14 protein-coding genes are annotated in these 15,538 nt (G+C 67.7%); 9 read left to right on the forward strand and 5 right to left on the reverse strand.

Annotation, left to right across the window (positions count from 1 at the left end):
* Positions 1–41: 41 nt before the first annotated feature.
* The 4 genes from NDI85_RS16115 to NDI85_RS16130 all read right to left on the reverse strand — a co-directional run bounded on the left by NDI85_RS16115 (position 42) and on the right by NDI85_RS16130 (position 2,804).
* Entirely contained in the window at positions 42–755 is a 714-nt protein-coding gene (locus tag NDI85_RS16115) for a TVP38/TMEM64 family protein (RefSeq protein ID WP_310916339.1), read from the reverse strand.
* 2 nt (positions 756–757) lie between these two features.
* On the reverse strand, positions 758–1,447 hold the full coding sequence (locus NDI85_RS16120; protein WP_310916340.1) for a PHP domain-containing protein: 690 nt from the start codon (positions 1,445–1,447) through the stop codon (positions 758–760).
* Entirely contained in the window at positions 1,444–2,142 is a 699-nt protein-coding gene (locus NDI85_RS16125; RefSeq protein ID WP_188999636.1) for a phosphatidylcholine/phosphatidylserine synthase, read from the reverse strand. Before NDI85_RS16125 ends, NDI85_RS16120 begins: the two co-directional genes overlap by 4 nt.
* A 98-nt stretch (positions 2,143–2,240) precedes the next feature.
* Positions 2,241–2,804, reverse strand: a complete 564-nt coding sequence (locus NDI85_RS16130) for a GNAT family N-acetyltransferase (RefSeq protein WP_310916341.1) — start codon at positions 2,802–2,804, stop codon at positions 2,241–2,243.
* 296 nt (positions 2,805–3,100) lie between these two features.
* Between NDI85_RS16130 and NDI85_RS16135 the strand changes: the two genes are divergently transcribed.
* The 9 genes from NDI85_RS16135 to NDI85_RS16175 all read left to right on the forward strand — a co-directional run bounded on the left by NDI85_RS16135 (position 3,101) and on the right by NDI85_RS16175 (position 14,128).
* On the forward strand, positions 3,101–3,391 hold the full coding sequence (locus tag NDI85_RS16135) for a hypothetical protein (protein ID WP_220639411.1): 291 nt from the start codon (positions 3,101–3,103) through the stop codon (positions 3,389–3,391).
* Positions 3,392–3,525: 134 nt separating this feature from the next.
* Positions 3,526–5,115 carry a methyl-accepting chemotaxis protein gene (locus NDI85_RS16140; protein ID WP_310916342.1) on the forward strand — a complete coding sequence of 530 codons (1,590 nt, stop codon included), beginning with the start codon at positions 3,526–3,528 and terminating at the stop codon, positions 5,113–5,115.
* Between the two features lie 437 nt (positions 5,116–5,552).
* On the forward strand, positions 5,553–6,689 hold the full coding sequence (locus NDI85_RS16145) for a substrate-binding domain-containing protein (RefSeq protein WP_310916343.1): 1,137 nt from the start codon (positions 5,553–5,555) through the stop codon (positions 6,687–6,689).
* A gap of 69 nt (positions 6,690–6,758) precedes the next feature.
* Positions 6,759–7,880: a phosphate ABC transporter permease subunit PstC gene (pstC, locus tag NDI85_RS16150; protein ID WP_188999625.1), complete on the forward strand. Its 1,122-nt coding sequence runs from the start codon at positions 6,759–6,761 to the stop codon at positions 7,878–7,880.
* Complete coding sequence (gene pstA / locus NDI85_RS16155) at positions 7,877–10,528, forward strand: phosphate ABC transporter permease PstA (RefSeq protein WP_310916344.1); 2,652 nt, start codon at positions 7,877–7,879, stop codon at positions 10,526–10,528. Before pstC ends, pstA begins: the two co-directional genes overlap by 4 nt.
* On the forward strand, positions 10,521–11,447 hold the full coding sequence (pstB, locus tag NDI85_RS16160; RefSeq protein ID WP_188999619.1) for a phosphate ABC transporter ATP-binding protein PstB: 927 nt from the start codon (positions 10,521–10,523) through the stop codon (positions 11,445–11,447). Before pstA ends, pstB begins: the two co-directional genes overlap by 8 nt.
* 105 nt (positions 11,448–11,552) lie before the next feature.
* Positions 11,553–12,596 carry a phosphate uptake regulator PhoU gene (locus tag NDI85_RS16165; RefSeq protein ID WP_310916345.1) on the forward strand — a complete coding sequence of 348 codons (1,044 nt, stop codon included), beginning with the start codon at positions 11,553–11,555 and terminating at the stop codon, positions 12,594–12,596.
* A 53-nt stretch (positions 12,597–12,649) separates the two neighbouring features.
* Positions 12,650–13,396: an MBL fold metallo-hydrolase gene (locus tag NDI85_RS16170; protein WP_188999609.1), complete on the forward strand. Its 747-nt coding sequence runs from the start codon at positions 12,650–12,652 to the stop codon at positions 13,394–13,396.
* 90 nt (positions 13,397–13,486) lie between these two features.
* Entirely contained in the window at positions 13,487–14,128 is a 642-nt protein-coding gene (locus tag NDI85_RS16175; protein WP_310916346.1) for a cyclase family protein, read from the forward strand.
* Here NDI85_RS16175 and NDI85_RS16180 read toward each other — a convergent pair.
* On the reverse strand, positions 14,119–15,423 hold the full coding sequence (locus NDI85_RS16180) for an NUDIX domain-containing protein (RefSeq protein ID WP_310916347.1): 1,305 nt from the start codon (positions 15,421–15,423) through the stop codon (positions 14,119–14,121). The two genes, NDI85_RS16175 and NDI85_RS16180, sit on opposite strands and share 10 nt — an antisense overlap.
* Between the last annotated feature and the right edge of the window lie 115 nt (positions 15,424–15,538).

The raw sequence follows: 15,538 nt of genomic DNA on the forward strand, positions 1-15,538 counted from the left end.
GAGTGCTATATGTGGCTCCGTTGGCATAAGCTGGGCGGACGTCAGGTGACGCGTTCGAGGCCAGCGACGATGCGGTGGCGGACCGCGTAGGCGACGACCGACCCCGCGGTCAGGAGCGTCAGGACGAGTGCAGCGGTGCCGAGGGCGCCGTCGGCGACCTGGGTGCCGGCGTAGGCCACCGCGAGGAAGGAAGGCGTCCGCCCGACGACGACCAGCGTGAGGAAGGTTCGGAGACGGATGTCGGTCAGCCCGGCGACGAAACAGAGGACGTCGTCGGGGAACGTCGGGAGCAAGAAGAGGACGAACAGTCCGGAGACGCCGGTCCGAGCGACGAACTCGTCCCAGCGGTCCAGCGCGGCGGGGTCGACGACTCGCTCGACGTAGGGTCTACCAAAGCGGCGAGCCGTGACGAACACGAGCGTGCTCCCGAGAACGACGCCGGTCATGCTGTAGCCGGTGCCCCGGAGGGTTCCAAAGAGGTAGCCGCCGACGCTGGCGAGCACCTGCCCGGGAATCGGCGCGAGAACGACCTGTGCGGTCTGGAGCACGAGGAAGGCGAGCGGTGCGAGCACGCCGAAGGCGGCGATACGAGCCCTGACCCACTCGGGGTCGGTCAGGCCGGGGACGGCGAGACGGAGCGCGACGGTGACTGCGACGAGGGCTCCGACCAGCACGAGGGTCCGGACGATGGCGTCACGACGGGCCACAGCGGACGCGAACACCCGGCCGTCGTCAGCGTCGTCACTGTCCACCATCGTCAGCGGAGCGAGGGCGTCTTGGAGCGGGCGTTCGCCACGAGTTTCCTGACGTACTGCCACGTGGAGGTGCGGCGGCCCACGGCGGCGGTCCGGCCGGCCCGCATCGCCGCGACGACTGCCTCGGGCGTGCAGGCGGCTCCGGGCTCGAGTTGGACTTCGGTCGCCGCCAGCCCGATACCACTGGGCCGGTGGGCGTCGCTCCCGCCGAACGCGGGATACCCGTGCCGTCGGGCGTAGCGTTCGGCCTGTTCGTTGCGGAAGTTCACGAGGGTGTGGGCGTTGTACACTTCGACGCCGTCGACGTCGTCGATGGTGGTCGCGTTGGCGCCGTGTCGGGACCGTTGGAACGGGTGCGGGACGACGGCGACGCCGCCGGCCTTGCGCACCCGTTCGGCCGTCTCGGCGAGCGGGTCGCCCGCTGGCGGGGCGTCCTCGACGCCGATAGCCAGCAGGTGCCCGTCGGCCGTCGAGACCTCACAGCCGACGACGGCGGTCACCGACGACTCGGCGGCGAGGTCGGCGACCACATGGGCACCGTCGACCGTGTCGTGGTCTGTGACGACGACGCCGTCGAGGCCGACGGCCTCGGCCCGTCCGAGGAGCTCTTCGGGGAGTGTCTCCCCGTCGTAGGAGGCCGTAGTGTGGAGGTGCGTATCGATCCGAACGGTCCGGCCGGTGGCCTCGCTCACAGGTAGCCCCACTCCAGCGCCAGCGCGAGTCCCGCGGCGACGAGTGCGCCGAGGCCGGCCAGCGCGTGGCTCACGTCGGTCTTGTATGCCTTGTAGTCCGAGACCATCAGCGGGCAGACGGCGGCGACGACCAGTCCAGCCAGCCAGCCGTTCCACGGGGCCACGAGCGTCGCGAGGAAGTAGTTCGCGACGACCACGAGGTTCGTGTGGACCACCGTCGTCCCGTGGTAGTAGCTCGCGCCCTCGTCCGACCCGAAGCCCTCGCTGCTGTGGCGGATGAGCCTGAGGCCGCCAAAGGCCAGTATCAGAAAGCCGACGACGAGGCTCGCGAGGTCGTTGGGCGCGATGGCGACGTGATACAGCAGCGCTCCCGGCACGACGTACGCGAAGATGTCGATGAACGAGTCGACCCGGCGGCCAAACGGCGAGGAGACGCCGGTCCGCCGCGCCCACCAGCCGTCGAGTTTGTCGAGTAGAAACGCCCCGAACATCGCCAGCAGCGCCCAGTTCGGCTCGCTTCGCAGGAAGAGCAACGCGCTCCCCCAGCCGACGAACAGTGCGCCGAGGCTGATGTAGTCCGCGCCGGTCAGCCGTGCCAGTACGTCCGTTCTGTCGCCCCGCTCGCCGACCACGCGGTCCGCCGCGTCGACCCGCTCTCTGACTCCTCGGAGCGCTTTACGCAGTTCCCCTGACATGGGCGTGTGAGAGAAACGGCCCGCTCGACGTATAAATCCACTCCGAGAATTATTTACTTGGGAGGAATCTATATATCTATGGTCCGGTCTGTTCCGGTTCAGGTCGCTCGGACGCTGTAGTGCGAGAGCGGGCCGACCCGGACGTAACGGTGGTCTCGGACCACGTCGAACCCGTGGGCGGCGAACAGCGCCCGCGAGGGAACGTTGTCACGAGCGACCAGCGCGCTCGCCCGTGTCGCCCCGCGTCCGTGTGCCCAGTCACAGGCCCCGACGACGAGTGCCGAGGCGACACCGCGCTGCCTGTGGTCGGGTGCCACGAAGACGCGACGGAGGTAGGCCCCCTCGAACGACCGTCGGCGTTCGAGCGGTGCGATGTCGTGGGTCGCATCGAGCGAACAGAACAGGTATCCGAGCGGCGTTCCGCCCTCGAACGCGCCGAGGACGACTTCGCCGTCGGCCAGTTCACCCACTGGCGCGCCGAGTTCCGAGACGCGGGCGGGGTCACACACCTCGACGGACACTGACTCGCTTCCGGACGGGTCGACGGCCGCAGGGTCGGCGACGTACTCCGACAGCAGCGTCGCCGTCACGCCCGCCGCAGCCAACCGGTCGTAGACGGCACGGCCGTAGCGGTTCCGCGTGAGCCGCCAGAGTTCCACCATCTACGTCGGCGCTCAGTGGGACGGGATATAAACGCTCGGGTCGCCCACCGGCGACACCGCTCACGGTATCAGACGGTGGCTCGGTCGGAAACGCCTCGTCACGAGAGGCTCAGCGAGAAATCCACTCATAGATTCGCTAGGCGTCTCGGAGAGTTGGTGGCTCAGGGGAAGCTATCTTCACAAAGGGCTCTGCGGGGGTAACATTTCGTCATTGCCACCATCGGGGGATAGCCTGCCACCGGTGAAAAACTCGTTCATCGACCGGTGGAGCAGGTCGACCAGGACTCGTCCAGCGTGTGTACGGTTCTGAGTCACCGAGCCTGCTACAGACCGGGGGACTCAATCTACTCTCTCGGAGCTCGGGGTGTGATGGCAGTGGCAAGCCAAGAGGCGGGACGGATGGGTCGGTTCCACGTCGGGTCGTTCGCCCCATCCGTGACGAAGATCACGACGCGATACCGGTAGCGCTCGACGAACCGGCCGTCGGCGTCGACCCCGACTCACGCGGAGCGTTCTACGACCTGCTGTACGACCTGAACGGCGAGCGGCTCACACTCTCCGCATCGAACACGACATCGGCGTCGTGACCGCTGGATGCCGTATGTTATCAGTTCTGAATACTGGCCCGCGAACTTGATATCTGCGTGTCATAGAGGTTGGGGGTATGGGTGCGAAAACAGCGAACATAGGTATTTTCGGCCGTATCCTCGTGTACGTGGGTGTGGTTCCGATCTGGATCGAACAGCGGCTTCCGGACGTCCTCCGGCGGAGTTTCGGTGCTCGGATCTTCTGGCTGGCCGCCATGTCGATCGCTATCGGACCGGCCCTCGCCGTGCTACTGTTCGACGACGTGTTGCTGGCGGCCGGATTCATCTCGCTGATCGTCGCCATCACCGGGTTTCTGGGCTACTGTGAGATGTACCGCACGCTACGAGCCATCAACGCGAACATTCGACGGGTCGACGACGGTGAGTTCGACATCTCGTTCGAAACCGACCGAATCGACGAGGTCGGTGAGACGTACACGGCCCTCGTCGACACGGCGGCGTCGCTCGGCGAAACGATCGAGGAGTCCCGAGAAGCACAACGCACGGCCGAACGAGCACGCGAGGAAGCCGAACGGGAGCGCGAGCAATCGGCGGCGCTCGTCGACCACCTCGAAGCCAAAGCCAACGCGTACAGCGAACGCATGTCACGGGCCGCCGACGGCGACCTCAGCGTCCGCTTAGACGCCGATAGCGAGAACGAGGCGATGATTCAGATCGCCAGCGCGTTCAACGAGATGCTGGCGCACGTCGAGTCGACGATACAGGAGATTCAGGGGTTCGCTCAGGAGGTCGCCGACGCGAGCGGGCAAGCAAACGCCGGGGTCCGCGAGGTCAAGCAGGCGAGCGAAGACGTGAGCGACTCGATTCAGGAGATATCGAGCGGAACGGCCGAACAGCGTGAGATGCTCGACGAGGTGGTGGGCGAGATGAACGACCTGTCGGCGACAGTCGAGGAAGTCGCCGCCTCCGCACAAACCGTCGCCGAGACATCGCACGAGATGGCCACTATCGCGGACGACGGGGAGACGACCGCCCAGCAGGCGATCGAAGACGCTCGGGACGTACAGGACTCGATCAACACGACCGTCGACAACATCGAAGCCCTCGACGAACAGATGGTCCAGATCGGTGAGATCGCTGATCTCATCAGCGACATCGCCGATCAGACGAACATGCTGGCGCTCAACGCCAACATCGAGGCCGCCCGCGCCGGACAGAACGGTGGTGACGGGGACGGCGACGGATTCGCGGTCGTCGCAAACGAAGTCAAAGAACTGGCTCAGGAAACCCAGACGTCCGCAAACGAGATCGAACAGCTCATCGCGGACGTACAGAAACAGACCGAGCGAACGGTCGAGGAGGGGCGGACGGCCGAACAGAAGATGCGCGACGAAGTCGACGCCGTTCGAGACGTCGTCGACGCGTTCACGAAGGTGGCGGCGACCACCGAGAAGACCGACAGCGGCGTTCAGGAGATAAGCGACGCGACCGACGACCAAGCCGCAAGCGCCGAAGAAGCGGTGGTGATGGTCGAGGAGGTGGCAGGCATCAGCGAGACGACGGCCGCCGAGGCCGAAGACGTCTCCGCGGCGGCCGAGGAACAGGCGTCGTCGATGACGCAGGTCGGTTCGAACGTCGAGTCGCTCACCGACCAGGCCGAGCGCCTCCAGACGCTGCTCGACCGGTTCGAAGTCGGCGACGCGGCCGTCGCCGCCGAATCGAGTACGAACACGGTTATGGGCGACGGTGGCCGCCACGAATAGCCGTCTGACACCGTATGAGCACCCATCGGGTCGGCGAACGCGCCCGCCGACGGCGGCGAGTCCGCCCGTTCCCGCCACCTACCGTTCGTCGGGGCCACCGAGTAATACTGGTGGCTGTAACAAACTGAAGTAATTCGCCACCCCGGAGTGGCGAATATCTTTACGAACTTACAGCTACCAGTATAACGAGCGGTGGCTCCCGGCGTGAGTCGTAGACCGGATCTCAGTGAGGACCGTATGCCGTCACTACCGTCGACGTCCCCGCTGATTCTGACTGAGAATCTGTCCGCGGGTGATATCGAGCGAGCTATGAGCGATACGTTCGGCTCAATAGCTAGCCGTACCGGTATTGTTCTTTTATAGACGACTAGATCCATCGTAGCCGAAAATACCCCTATTATAAACGGGTTTAATACTCCTTCGGCCTGTTTCAGGTGATGACGCAGGACTCAGAGATGCTGTCTGACCGCGTTTCGCGGCGTAAGTTCATCGCGGCCACAGGGGTAACGGGTGCGGCAGCCATCGCCGGTTGTTCGAGCGGCGACGGCGGTAGCTCCGACGGTAGTAGCTCCGACGGGGAGTCCACGGAGAGCATGGAGAACACCGAGAGCACCGACAGCGGGAACGAGTCGGGTGACGTCTCCGCACTGGAGTCCGGTGGCTCCTCGACGGTGTACCCTATCATGAACACCGCGGCGTCCTACTGGAACGCCAACCGCCCGGCCAGCGACTCCGAGTACTGGCCCCACGGCGAGTACGACATAGATACGGACAAGAACCTCGCCGACTACTGGGGCGGCCTCTACGGCTTCGAGGCCGGCGGCGACGACGGCCCGCCGTTCCAGTTCACGGTCGGTCTCTCCCACTCCGGGACCGGCGTCGAGAAGGTCATGAACGGCCAGCACGACATCGGGAACTCCTCTGGGAACGTCGAGGACGAACTCCCGGACCGGGACTCCTACGACAGCTTCGTCGACCACGTCGTGGGCGTCGACGGCCAGCCGCTCGTGGTCTCCCAGGAGATCGCCGACGCCGGCATCGAGAAGATCACCGGCGACCAGCTGAAGGACCTCTACAAGGGCGAAATCACCAACTGGAGCGAACTCGGTGGCCCGGACAAGGAGATTCAGGTACTGGGCCGCGTCAAGGGCTCGGGGACCCGCACCTCCTTCGTCTCGAACGTCTTCGACAACCCCGAAGAGGACACGCAGGTCGCCAACCGCTACGGCCAGAACCAGCGCCTCGCACAGGCCATCGCACAGGCCGACAACGCCATCAGCTACCTCGCGCTGGCGTTCATCAACACGGACGGCCTCGCCCCCATCGCACTCGAATGGGAAGGCACGACCTACAGCTATCAGGACGACCAGAACGGACTCGACTCCAAGGCCTACCCGCTCTCGCGTGACCTACACTGCTACACGTGGGAGGGCACCTCCAAGAAGGAGGCCGCGGTCATCAACATGGTCCTCTCCGACTTCGGGCAGGACCTGTTCGTCAAGCCGAACAACTACTTCGCGCTCGGCAAGCGCCGCCAGAAGGAACAGCGGAACAAGCTCCCCAGCCAGGCGTAAGCAGCCACGGCGCGGACACGGCTGCCGGGGAGACAGGACGCCGACCGCACCGATTTTTGATACAACGATATGATAGACGACGTACGTACGAACACACGAGAGACGATCCTCGGCGGGGACGCGACAGAGGGGTCACTGCTGGCAGTCGGCGCGTCGGCGGCGACGCTCGCGGCGACGATTCTGGTGTTCCTCTTTCGTCCGGCCATCGCCGTCCCGATGGTCGGCGCGTTCATCTTCGTGACCGCACTGGGGTGGGTCACGTACCAAGCCGAGATAGCACGATTGCTGACGCTAATCGCCACCGTGCTGACGGTGTTGACTGTCACCTTCATCACTATCTTCCTCTTTGCCAGCGCCTTCCCGGCGTTCGTCGAACACGGGCTGGGGCTCTTGCTCGTCCCGATTCAGGGCGGGGAGGTTCGCTGGTTCTTCTGGCTCGACGCCGTCCTGCCGACCAGCACGAGCTACTGGAACCCCGCCGGCGGGGCCTATTCGCTGATTCCCGCCATCTGGGGGACGGTGATGGTCACGCTCATCGCGGGCGCCATCGCCGGACCGCTGGGTCTGTTCGGCGCGCTGTTCATCGCCGAGGTGGCCAGCGACGGACTGCGCGAGATAATCAAACCCGGCGTCGAGGTGCTGGCCGGGATTCCCTCTATCGTCTACGGCTTCATCGGCTTCCAGGTGCTGAACGGCTTCGTCCAGCAGTCGTTCCTCGACGACGGCGCGAGCTTCCTCATCGCGGGCGTGGTCGTCGGCGTGATGGCGCTCCCGACGGTCGTCTCCGTCGGCGAGGACGCCCTCTCCAGCGTCCCCGACGCGATGGGTGACGGCTCCATCGCGATGGGCGCGACCCGCTGGCAGACCATGAAGAGCATCTCCATCCCCGCCGCGTTCTCGGGTATCTCCGCCGGGGTCATCCTCGGACTGGGCCGGGCCATCGGTGAGACGATGGCCGTCGCGGCCATCATGGCCGCCGGCGTCGGCCTCGCGAACCCGCTGTTCGACGTCTTCGACGCGAGCGCGACGCTGACGAGTCTCATCGCGGTCAACTACGGGAGCGCCTCGGAGAGTACGGTCGACGTGCTGTTCGTCGCGGGCGTGATGCTGTTCGTCATCGTCGCGGGCATGAGCGTCGTCTCCCAGTACATCGAGCGCCAGATGCGCGAGAAACTCCGGGGTGAAGCATGAGCGAGGGATACGCTACCGAGACGACGCTGGTCAACGCGGAGTCGAACGTCTACGACCGGGGCCTCGACGCCGCCATCGGCCTCAGCGTCCTGACGTTCGCGCTCGGGATGGTCACGCTCGTCGACGCCGTCCCGCTGAGCGCCAGCGGCGCGGCGCTGGGCGAGTCGCTCGGGCTGATTCTTGCCGTCGTCGTCGGCGGCGTCGGCATCGTCGGCGTCTCCTCGTGGGCCAACGTCACGCCGGTCGAGTCCCAGCGGGTCCGCGGCATCGCGCTCGGACTGGTCGTCAGCACGCTCGGTCTGACGGTGCTGGCCTACGCGGTCCCGGTGACGCTGGCGACGCTGCTGGGCCTCACGCTCGTCGTCGAGGCCGTCGCCGTCGCCGTCGCTGGCGTGGCCTCGCGCGTCGAGACGGTCGACACCAGCCCGAACACGAGCGCCGGCTTGCTCGCTGGCGTCGTCTTCGGCGCTCTCGGGCTGACTCTCGGGGCCGCTATCGGCGGTTCGCTCGTCGGCTTCGACTCGCCGGCGTGGGTCGCCGTCGCGCTGGGTGCCGGACTGGTCCTCTCGGCCCTGACGGTCCTCCCGCGCGAGGACGTCGGGTCGACGATTCCCGCGGCGCTCGTCGTCGGGACGCTCGGCCTCACTATCGCGACGGCCGTCGTCGGCGTCGGCTGGCAGTGGAACCCCCAGTCGCTCTCCGGCGGGTTCACCGGTGGCGCAGTCATCCCGATTTTCGTCCTCGTCGGGGCGATTCTCTCGTCGTGGTCGGCCGCGAAGTGCCGGGCCGGCTTTGGCGCCCGCGGCCGCGAGTTCGGTGCCTTCCTCGTCATCAACCTGAACGCGTTCCTGATGGTCGCCGTCATGGCGACCATCGTCGTGTTCGTGACGGTGAAAGGCGTCGGCTACGCGCTCCACGGGTTCACCATCGGGGCGCTCTCGGCGCTCGTCCTGCTCGCGCCGCTGCTCGTGGTCGTGGTGAACGCCGCACGGACGCCCGCGGGGACGGACGACTGGCACACCGGCGCGCGCCAACTGTTCCGACTCCTGCCGCTCGCCGCCGTGGGCTCGGTCGCCGCCGTCCTCCTGTCCGTACTCGTCACCGGCGACCGACTGGCCTACCCGTTCACCTACTCGGTACAGGTCAACCGGGCCCAACAGTCGCTCGACACCGCAATCGCGGTGACGCCGGAACCGACGGTCGGGTCGCTCCTGCTCGTCGCCCCGGCGCTGTTGCTGTCCGTCTACTTCTTCCGGACGTACGGCTCGCTGCGGAACGTCGGCAGTCGCGTCGGGTGGGCCGAGACGATTCGACAGACCCTCCCGCTGGCCGTCGCGGGAACGGTCGCGCTGACCGGTCTGTTCCTCCTCGTCGGCCCGCGACCGCTCGGCCTCCCGCTGGGTGGGACGCTCGGCGTCGCCGTGGTCGTGCTGGCCGCCGTCGCCGCCGTCGTACTCGTGGCCCTTCCGCTGGCCGGCGTCCTCGCCGGCGAGGGGACGCTGGCCGACCGCGCACAGGATCGCGCGACGCTGTTCACGCTCGGGGTGTTCGGCAGCCTCGCCCTGCTGACGTCGGCCCTCTTCCTGCAGGCGACGGCGACGGTCACGCCCAGCGTCGGTCCGGTCAACGTCGTCCCGGGCGTCGCGCTGGCCGGCGCCGTGGCCGCGAGTGCCGCCACGGCGCTGGTCGCGTACGCGAAACGCCAGTCCGGGGAGACGCTCCAGCGGCGCTTGCTGGGCGAGGAGATAGCCCTCGGCCTGACCGGCGTCGCCGGCTTCCTGGCCCTGCTGGGGCTTCACGTCGCCGTGACGAAGGTGTCCTTCACCGTACTCGGCGTCAGCGTCGCCAACGCCGGGACGCTCTCGTGGCCGATGACGATGCAGACGTACATCCCGCTGGGGACCGAACCCGGCGGCATCTTGCCCGCCGTCGTCGGCACGGTGTGGCTGGTCACCGGCGCGACGCTCTTTGCGGTGCCGCTGGGCGTCGGCGCGGCCGTCTTCCTCACCGAGTACGCCGAGCAGGGCCGCTTCACCGCGCTGGTCGAGATCGCGACCAACGCGCTCTGGAGTACGCCGAGCATCGTGTTCGGTCTGTTCGGGGCCGCCTTCCTCATCCCCCGACTGGGCGGCGACGAGTCCCTGCTCGCGGGGATGCTCGTCCTCGGGTTCATGCTCCTGCCGCTGGTGCTCATCACCAGCCGCGAGGCGGTCAAGTCGGTCCCCGACGAGTATCGGGACGCGAGTGCGGCGCTGGGCGTCTCCCAGTGGGAGACGATCAAGAGCGTCGTCCTGCCGGCCGCGATGCCCGGCGTCATCACCGGCGTCATCCTCGGCGTCGGCCGTATCGCTGGCGAGACGGCTCCGCTCATCCTCGTGTTAGGATCCACGCTGAACGCCACGGAGTCGGCACAGGTGCTGGACGGCTTCCGCTTCACCGCGCAACCGCCGTTCGTCGCCAACGACGCGCTCCTCTCGGCGTCGGCCTCGTTGCCGACGCAGGTGTGGGCGGTCATCGCCGCCGGTGTCAGCGGCTCCCCGTCGATGGGGTGGGCGTCGGCGTTCGTCCTGTTGCTGGTCGTACTGACCTTCTACGCCGTGGGTATCACGGCGCGGACCTACTTCCGGAGGAAACTAACCCATGAGTAACGCGCTTAACGACAGCGAGACGAAGCAGACGACAGAGGGTACAGACACGCAGCCGACGTCGACCACGACGGCCGGCGAGACCGAAGAGCGGGTCCGCGAAGCGTGGACCGACTACGACTTCGCGGGCGACCCGAAGCTCTCGGTCGAAGATCTGAACGTCTGGTACGGCGACGACCACGCACTGAAGGACGTCTCGATGGCCATCCCGGAGAACTCCGTGACGGCGCTCATCGGCCCATCTGGCTGTGGGAAGTCGACGTACCTGCGGTGTCTCAATCGGATGAACGACCGCATCAAGGCCGCCCGAATCGACGGCTCGGTCGAACTCGACGGAACGGAGATCTACGACCCGAACGCCAACCTCGTCGAACTGCGCAAGCGCATCGGCATGGTGTTTCAGTCTCCCAACCCCTTCCCCAAATCCATCCGGGAGAACATCTCCTACGGCCCGCGCAAGCACGGCGACATCGAGAAGGGACTACTGGCGCGCCTGTTCGGCCGCGACGACACCGCCGAGGAGGACGAACTCGTCGAGCGCTCGCTGAAACAGGCGGCGCTGTGGGACGAGGTCAACGACCGACTCGACGACAACGCCCTCGGTCTGTCTGGCGGCCAGCAACAGCGACTCTGCATCGCTCGCTGTCTCGCCGTCGACCCCGAGGTCATCCTGATGGACGAACCGGCCTCGGCGCTGGACCCGATCGCCACCTCGAAGATAGAGGACCTCGTCGAGGAACTCTCGGAAGAGTACACCGTCGTCATCGTCACGCACAACATGCAGCAGGCGGCCCGTATCTCCGACCAGACGGCCGTCTTCCTCACCGGCGGGGAACTCGTCGAGTACGACGACACGGACAAGATATTCGAGAACCCCGAGAGCCAGCGCGTCGAGGACTACATCACCGGGAAGTTCGGGTAACTGCGCCGGCGCGCCGTCGTCCGGCGCACCGACCACGACCGTATCGTTCCCCACGCAGGGCGTCGTCCCGTCGCGTGGGTGTGACTATCACGACACACGCGACCGATGGAAACACGCAAGATACAGCAGGTCGGCGGCGGCACCTACACCGTCTCGCTCCCCAAGGAGTGGGCCGAGGTGGCCGGCATCGAGACGGGGTCTATCGTCGACCTCCACACGCACATCGACGGGGTCCTCGTCATCCAGCCACAGGAACGCGACCGGGAGACGACGGGCCGCCTCACCCTGACGGTCCCGCACGCCGACTCCACGTGTATCGAACGCGCCCTCCGTGCGGCCTACGCCGCGGGCGTCGAAGTACTCGAGTTCGACGCGCCCGACGAGTTCAGTGACGAGCAACGGCGCGCCGTCGAGCGCGTCACCCGGACGCTGACTGGCGTCACCGTCACCGAGTCGACGGCGACGACGATGACGGTCCGGACGCTACTGGACGCCGACGAGGTGTCCATCACGCAGTCGGTCCGCCAACTCCAGTTCGTGGTGCTGTCGATGCACCGCGACGCGACGGCCGCCCTGACCGGCCCGACGGCGGTGGACAGTCCCGCTGACAGGGACGACCAGGCCGACCGCCTGTACGCCATGGTCGACCGCTACTTCGAGCGCGGACTGGCCCGCTTCGACGAGATGGACGCGCTCGGCCTGACCCGCTCTGAACTGTTCGTCTGCTGGGTCACCGCCCGGGAACTCGAACGGGTCGGCGACCACGCCGAGCGTATCGCGCGGACGGCCGAGGAACTGGACGGCCGCATAGACGACGCGACGGCCGAGGAGATTACCGACCTCGCGGCGACGGCCCGCGACATCGTCGAGGACGCGGTCCACGCCATCGTCGGCGACGCGGGCGTCGACGCCGCTCGCGAGGCCCTGCACGCCCGTGACGCCCTCAGGTCGGACGTTGAGGCGCTCGACCGTCGCCTCTTCGAGTCGACGGCCGCCGCGTACCGACTGACCCACGTCCTCGACAGCATCGGCCGGACCGCCGAACACGGCGGGAACGTGGCCGAACTCGCCCTCCGGACCGCCATCCGCGACGGTGAACTGGGCGAGCACGTCGGCGACGCGACGGTCGAAGGGCAACTGGCGGAGTGAGTCCGTCGACCGAAACCGCCGGTTTATCCCCGTTGCGGTGCGTACATCACCCGATGACCGTACACCACGAGGGGGTGACCGTCGACTGGCTCGGGTACGCCACTATCCGTATCGCCGGCGACGACACCGTCGTCTACACGGACCCGGGACGCTACGGCGTTCTGACCGGGGAGTGGGAGCCGTACGAGGACGGCGTCGGTCACCCACCGAGCACCGACTACCGCCCCGGGGACGCCGACATCGTCTGTGTCACGCACGTCCACCACTACGACCCGGACGGCATCGAGCGCGTCGCCGGCGAGGACACGACCATCGTCGCCTTCGAAGGTATCGACGGCCGAGACGTCGAACGGGACCTGCCGCCCATCGTCGACTTACCCTACGAGGTCCGGCAGGTCGACGCGAAAGCACAGGTGACCGTCGACGACGTCCCGATATGGACGACGCCGGCCCACAACGAACCCGACGGCCCGCACACCCTCCCCGACGGGTCGCCGTACCACCCCGAAGGGTTCGGCTGTGGGTTCATGGTCAGCGTCGACGGCACGCGCGTCTACTACCCCGGTGACAGCGACGTCCTGCCGGGCCACCGCACGCTCGACACCTCGCTGTTCTGTCCCCCTATCGGCCCGCGAGCGACGATGGACCGCCACGAGGCGGCCGCCCTCGCCGCGACTATCGAACCGCGTCTCGTCATGCCGGTCCACTACAACACCTTCTCGAACCTCGAAGCGGACGCCCGTGAGTTCGCCGCCGACGTGGCCGAGGCCGGCGTCCCCGTCGTCCTAGACGAACAGTAGCGAGGTTCTGCGTGAAACGCAGACCCTCGAAGCGAAACGGTCCGGCCGAACCAGCGCCAGACGTTTCTTCCCGGCCCACGCATCGGTGCTATGCCCTACGCCGACCTCTCACAGCCGATTCGATCGGGGATGCCCGTGTTCCCCGGTGACCCGCCGGTGTCCGTCTCGCCCCACGCCACCGTCGAGGCCGACGGTTACCGCGTCTCCAGCGTGGACTGCGGCAGTCACACCGGCACGCACGTCGACGCGCCGAGTCACACGGAAGCCGACGGCCGGACCGTCGACGACTTCGCCGTCTCGCGGTTTGCGTGGGACGCCGTCCTCGTGGACCTGCGCGACCGCGACCCCCGTGGCCGAATCCGCCCGGCGGACCTCCCGGCGGTCGAGGCCGACGTCGTGGTCCTCCGGACGGGGTGGGACGCCCACTGGGGGGACCCCCGGTACTTCGAACATCCGTTCCTCACCCCCGACGCCGCCCGTCACTGCGTCGAACACGGCTACGACGTGGCAATCGACGCCCTGAACGTCGACCCGACGCCCACCGACGCGGCGGCCGCCGACGAACCCGAGGGGTTTCAGGCCCACCACGAACTGCTGGGGAACGACTGCCTCGTCGTGGAGAACCTCACGAACCTCGCGGGCCTCCCCGACCGGTTCGAACTGCTCGCGATGCCGCTGCAACTCGCCGGCGGCGACGGCGCGCCCGTCCGAGCGGTCGCCCGCTACGACTGAGCGTCGTCCCACGTGGCCCACTCTCGGTGGGCGGCGGCCACAGCCTCGACTTCGGCGGTGTTCAGTCGGCCCTGTTCGGTCACGACGGCCGTCACCGCGTCCGCCGGCGTCACGTCGAAGGTCGGGTTCACCACCGCTAGGTCCGCGTCGCCGTCGTACACCTCGGCGGCGTCGCGGAGTTCGAGGTCGTAGTCGGCCGTCGCCGCGACTTTGTCGCTCGACGCGACGATCAGACACTCCGCTCCCGCCTCCGTCGCCGCCAGCGCCGCCCCGCGGGTCCCGGCCTTGTTGACGACGCGGCCGTCGGGGAGTACTCGGTCGGCACCGACGAGGACGGCGTCGGCGTCCCAGTCGTCGAGTTCGAAGGCCAGCGCCGCGTCGGTCGTCAGCGTCACCGCCGTCGCATCGGCCAGTGACTCGGCGACGCCGACGCCCTCGCCGCCCGGCCGGGACTCCGCGACGAGTACGGCCTCGGGGTCCGCCATACGAATCGCCGTCTCGACGGTGCCCGACCGCGAGAGCGTCGCCACCCGGTCCGGGAGCGCCCGGGCGGCCAGTTCGGCGGCCTCCCGGTCGGCGTCGACGGCCTGTCCGATCGCTCGGCGTGTGGCCGTCTCGACGGCCTCGGGCGTCCGTTCGTCGCTCGCGGCCAGCATGACGCGGTTCACGCGGTTCGCGAGGACGGCCATCGAGGGGCGGGCGTCCCGGAGTCCTCGTGCGAGCGATGCCAGTGCCGTCCAGTCGTCCCCGTCGCGGTCGGCCGATTCGAGTTCGTCCGTTCGGCCCTCTGTGGCCAGTGCGGCCTCGTCCCGCAGGGCTTCGAGGGCGCGCACCGAGAGCCACGCCGACCCGCGGGTCCGGTCGTCCCGAACCGTCGCCACGCGGGGCCGCACCCGGTCGTAAGCGGTCCAGAGGCGCGGGACCGTCTCGCGGCGCAGTATCTCGGGCGGGTGGACCCACGCCGTCTCGGTCGTCTCCTCGTTCGTCTCGACCGCCCGCGAGTCACAGTCGAACAGGAACGGGTGGACGACCCACCGGGTGTCGCGGTCGGCGTCCTCGACCGGAAACGGGTCGCCGCTGGTGACGAGCCTCACGGCGTCGGCGAGGCCGGTCTCCTCGGCTATCTCGGCCCGCGCGGCCGTCTCGGGGTCGCGCTGCTCACCGCTCGCGTCCGCGACGTGTCCGGCGACGCCGCCCCAGCGACCCTGATACGACCCGACGGCGTCGCTCCGGCGGAGGAGCAACACCTCGCCGTCGTTGCGGAGGAACGCGGTGACGACTGCCCGTTCGTCCATGCGTTCCCGTTGGCTCCCGGTCCCAATCAAACCGGAGGCCGTCACAGGTCGACGGCTTCGACTCGCTGTCGACAGAAGTGACGGCGAATCTATATCATTTGGCGGTCCGTCTGTG

Source organism: Haloarcula sp. S1AR25-4 (assembly GCF_031624555.1).
GTDB classification, from domain to species: domain Archaea; phylum Halobacteriota; class Halobacteria; order Halobacteriales; family Haloarculaceae; genus Haloarcula; species Haloarcula pellucida.

What these genes read in the sequence shown, in the direction of transcription:
- NDI85_RS16115 (WP_310916339.1), bottom strand. Translation starts at nt 755, where the DNA reads ATGGTGGACAGTGACGACGCTGACGACGGCCGGGTGTTCGCGTCCGCT.
- NDI85_RS16125 (WP_188999636.1), bottom strand. Translation starts at nt 2,142, where the DNA reads ATGTCAGGGGAACTGCGTAAAGCGCTCCGAGGAGTCAGAGAGCGGGTC.
- NDI85_RS16130 (WP_310916341.1), bottom strand. Translation starts at nt 2,804, where the DNA reads ATGGTGGAACTCTGGCGGCTCACGCGGAACCGCTACGGCCGTGCCGTC.
- NDI85_RS16145 (WP_310916343.1), top strand. Translation starts at nt 5,553, where the DNA reads ATGACGCAGGACTCAGAGATGCTGTCTGACCGCGTTTCGCGGCGTAAG.
- pstC (WP_188999625.1), top strand. Translation starts at nt 6,759, where the DNA reads ATGATAGACGACGTACGTACGAACACACGAGAGACGATCCTCGGCGGG.
- pstA (WP_310916344.1), top strand. Translation starts at nt 7,877, where the DNA reads ATGAGCGAGGGATACGCTACCGAGACGACGCTGGTCAACGCGGAGTCG.
- pstB (WP_188999619.1), top strand. Translation starts at nt 10,521, where the DNA reads ATGAGTAACGCGCTTAACGACAGCGAGACGAAGCAGACGACAGAGGGT.
- NDI85_RS16165 (WP_310916345.1), top strand. Translation starts at nt 11,553, where the DNA reads ATGGAAACACGCAAGATACAGCAGGTCGGCGGCGGCACCTACACCGTC.
- NDI85_RS16170 (WP_188999609.1), top strand. Translation starts at nt 12,650, where the DNA reads ATGACCGTACACCACGAGGGGGTGACCGTCGACTGGCTCGGGTACGCC.
- NDI85_RS16175 (WP_310916346.1), top strand. Translation starts at nt 13,487, where the DNA reads ATGCCCTACGCCGACCTCTCACAGCCGATTCGATCGGGGATGCCCGTG.
- NDI85_RS16180 (WP_310916347.1), bottom strand. Translation starts at nt 15,423, where the DNA reads ATGGACGAACGGGCAGTCGTCACCGCGTTCCTCCGCAACGACGGCGAG.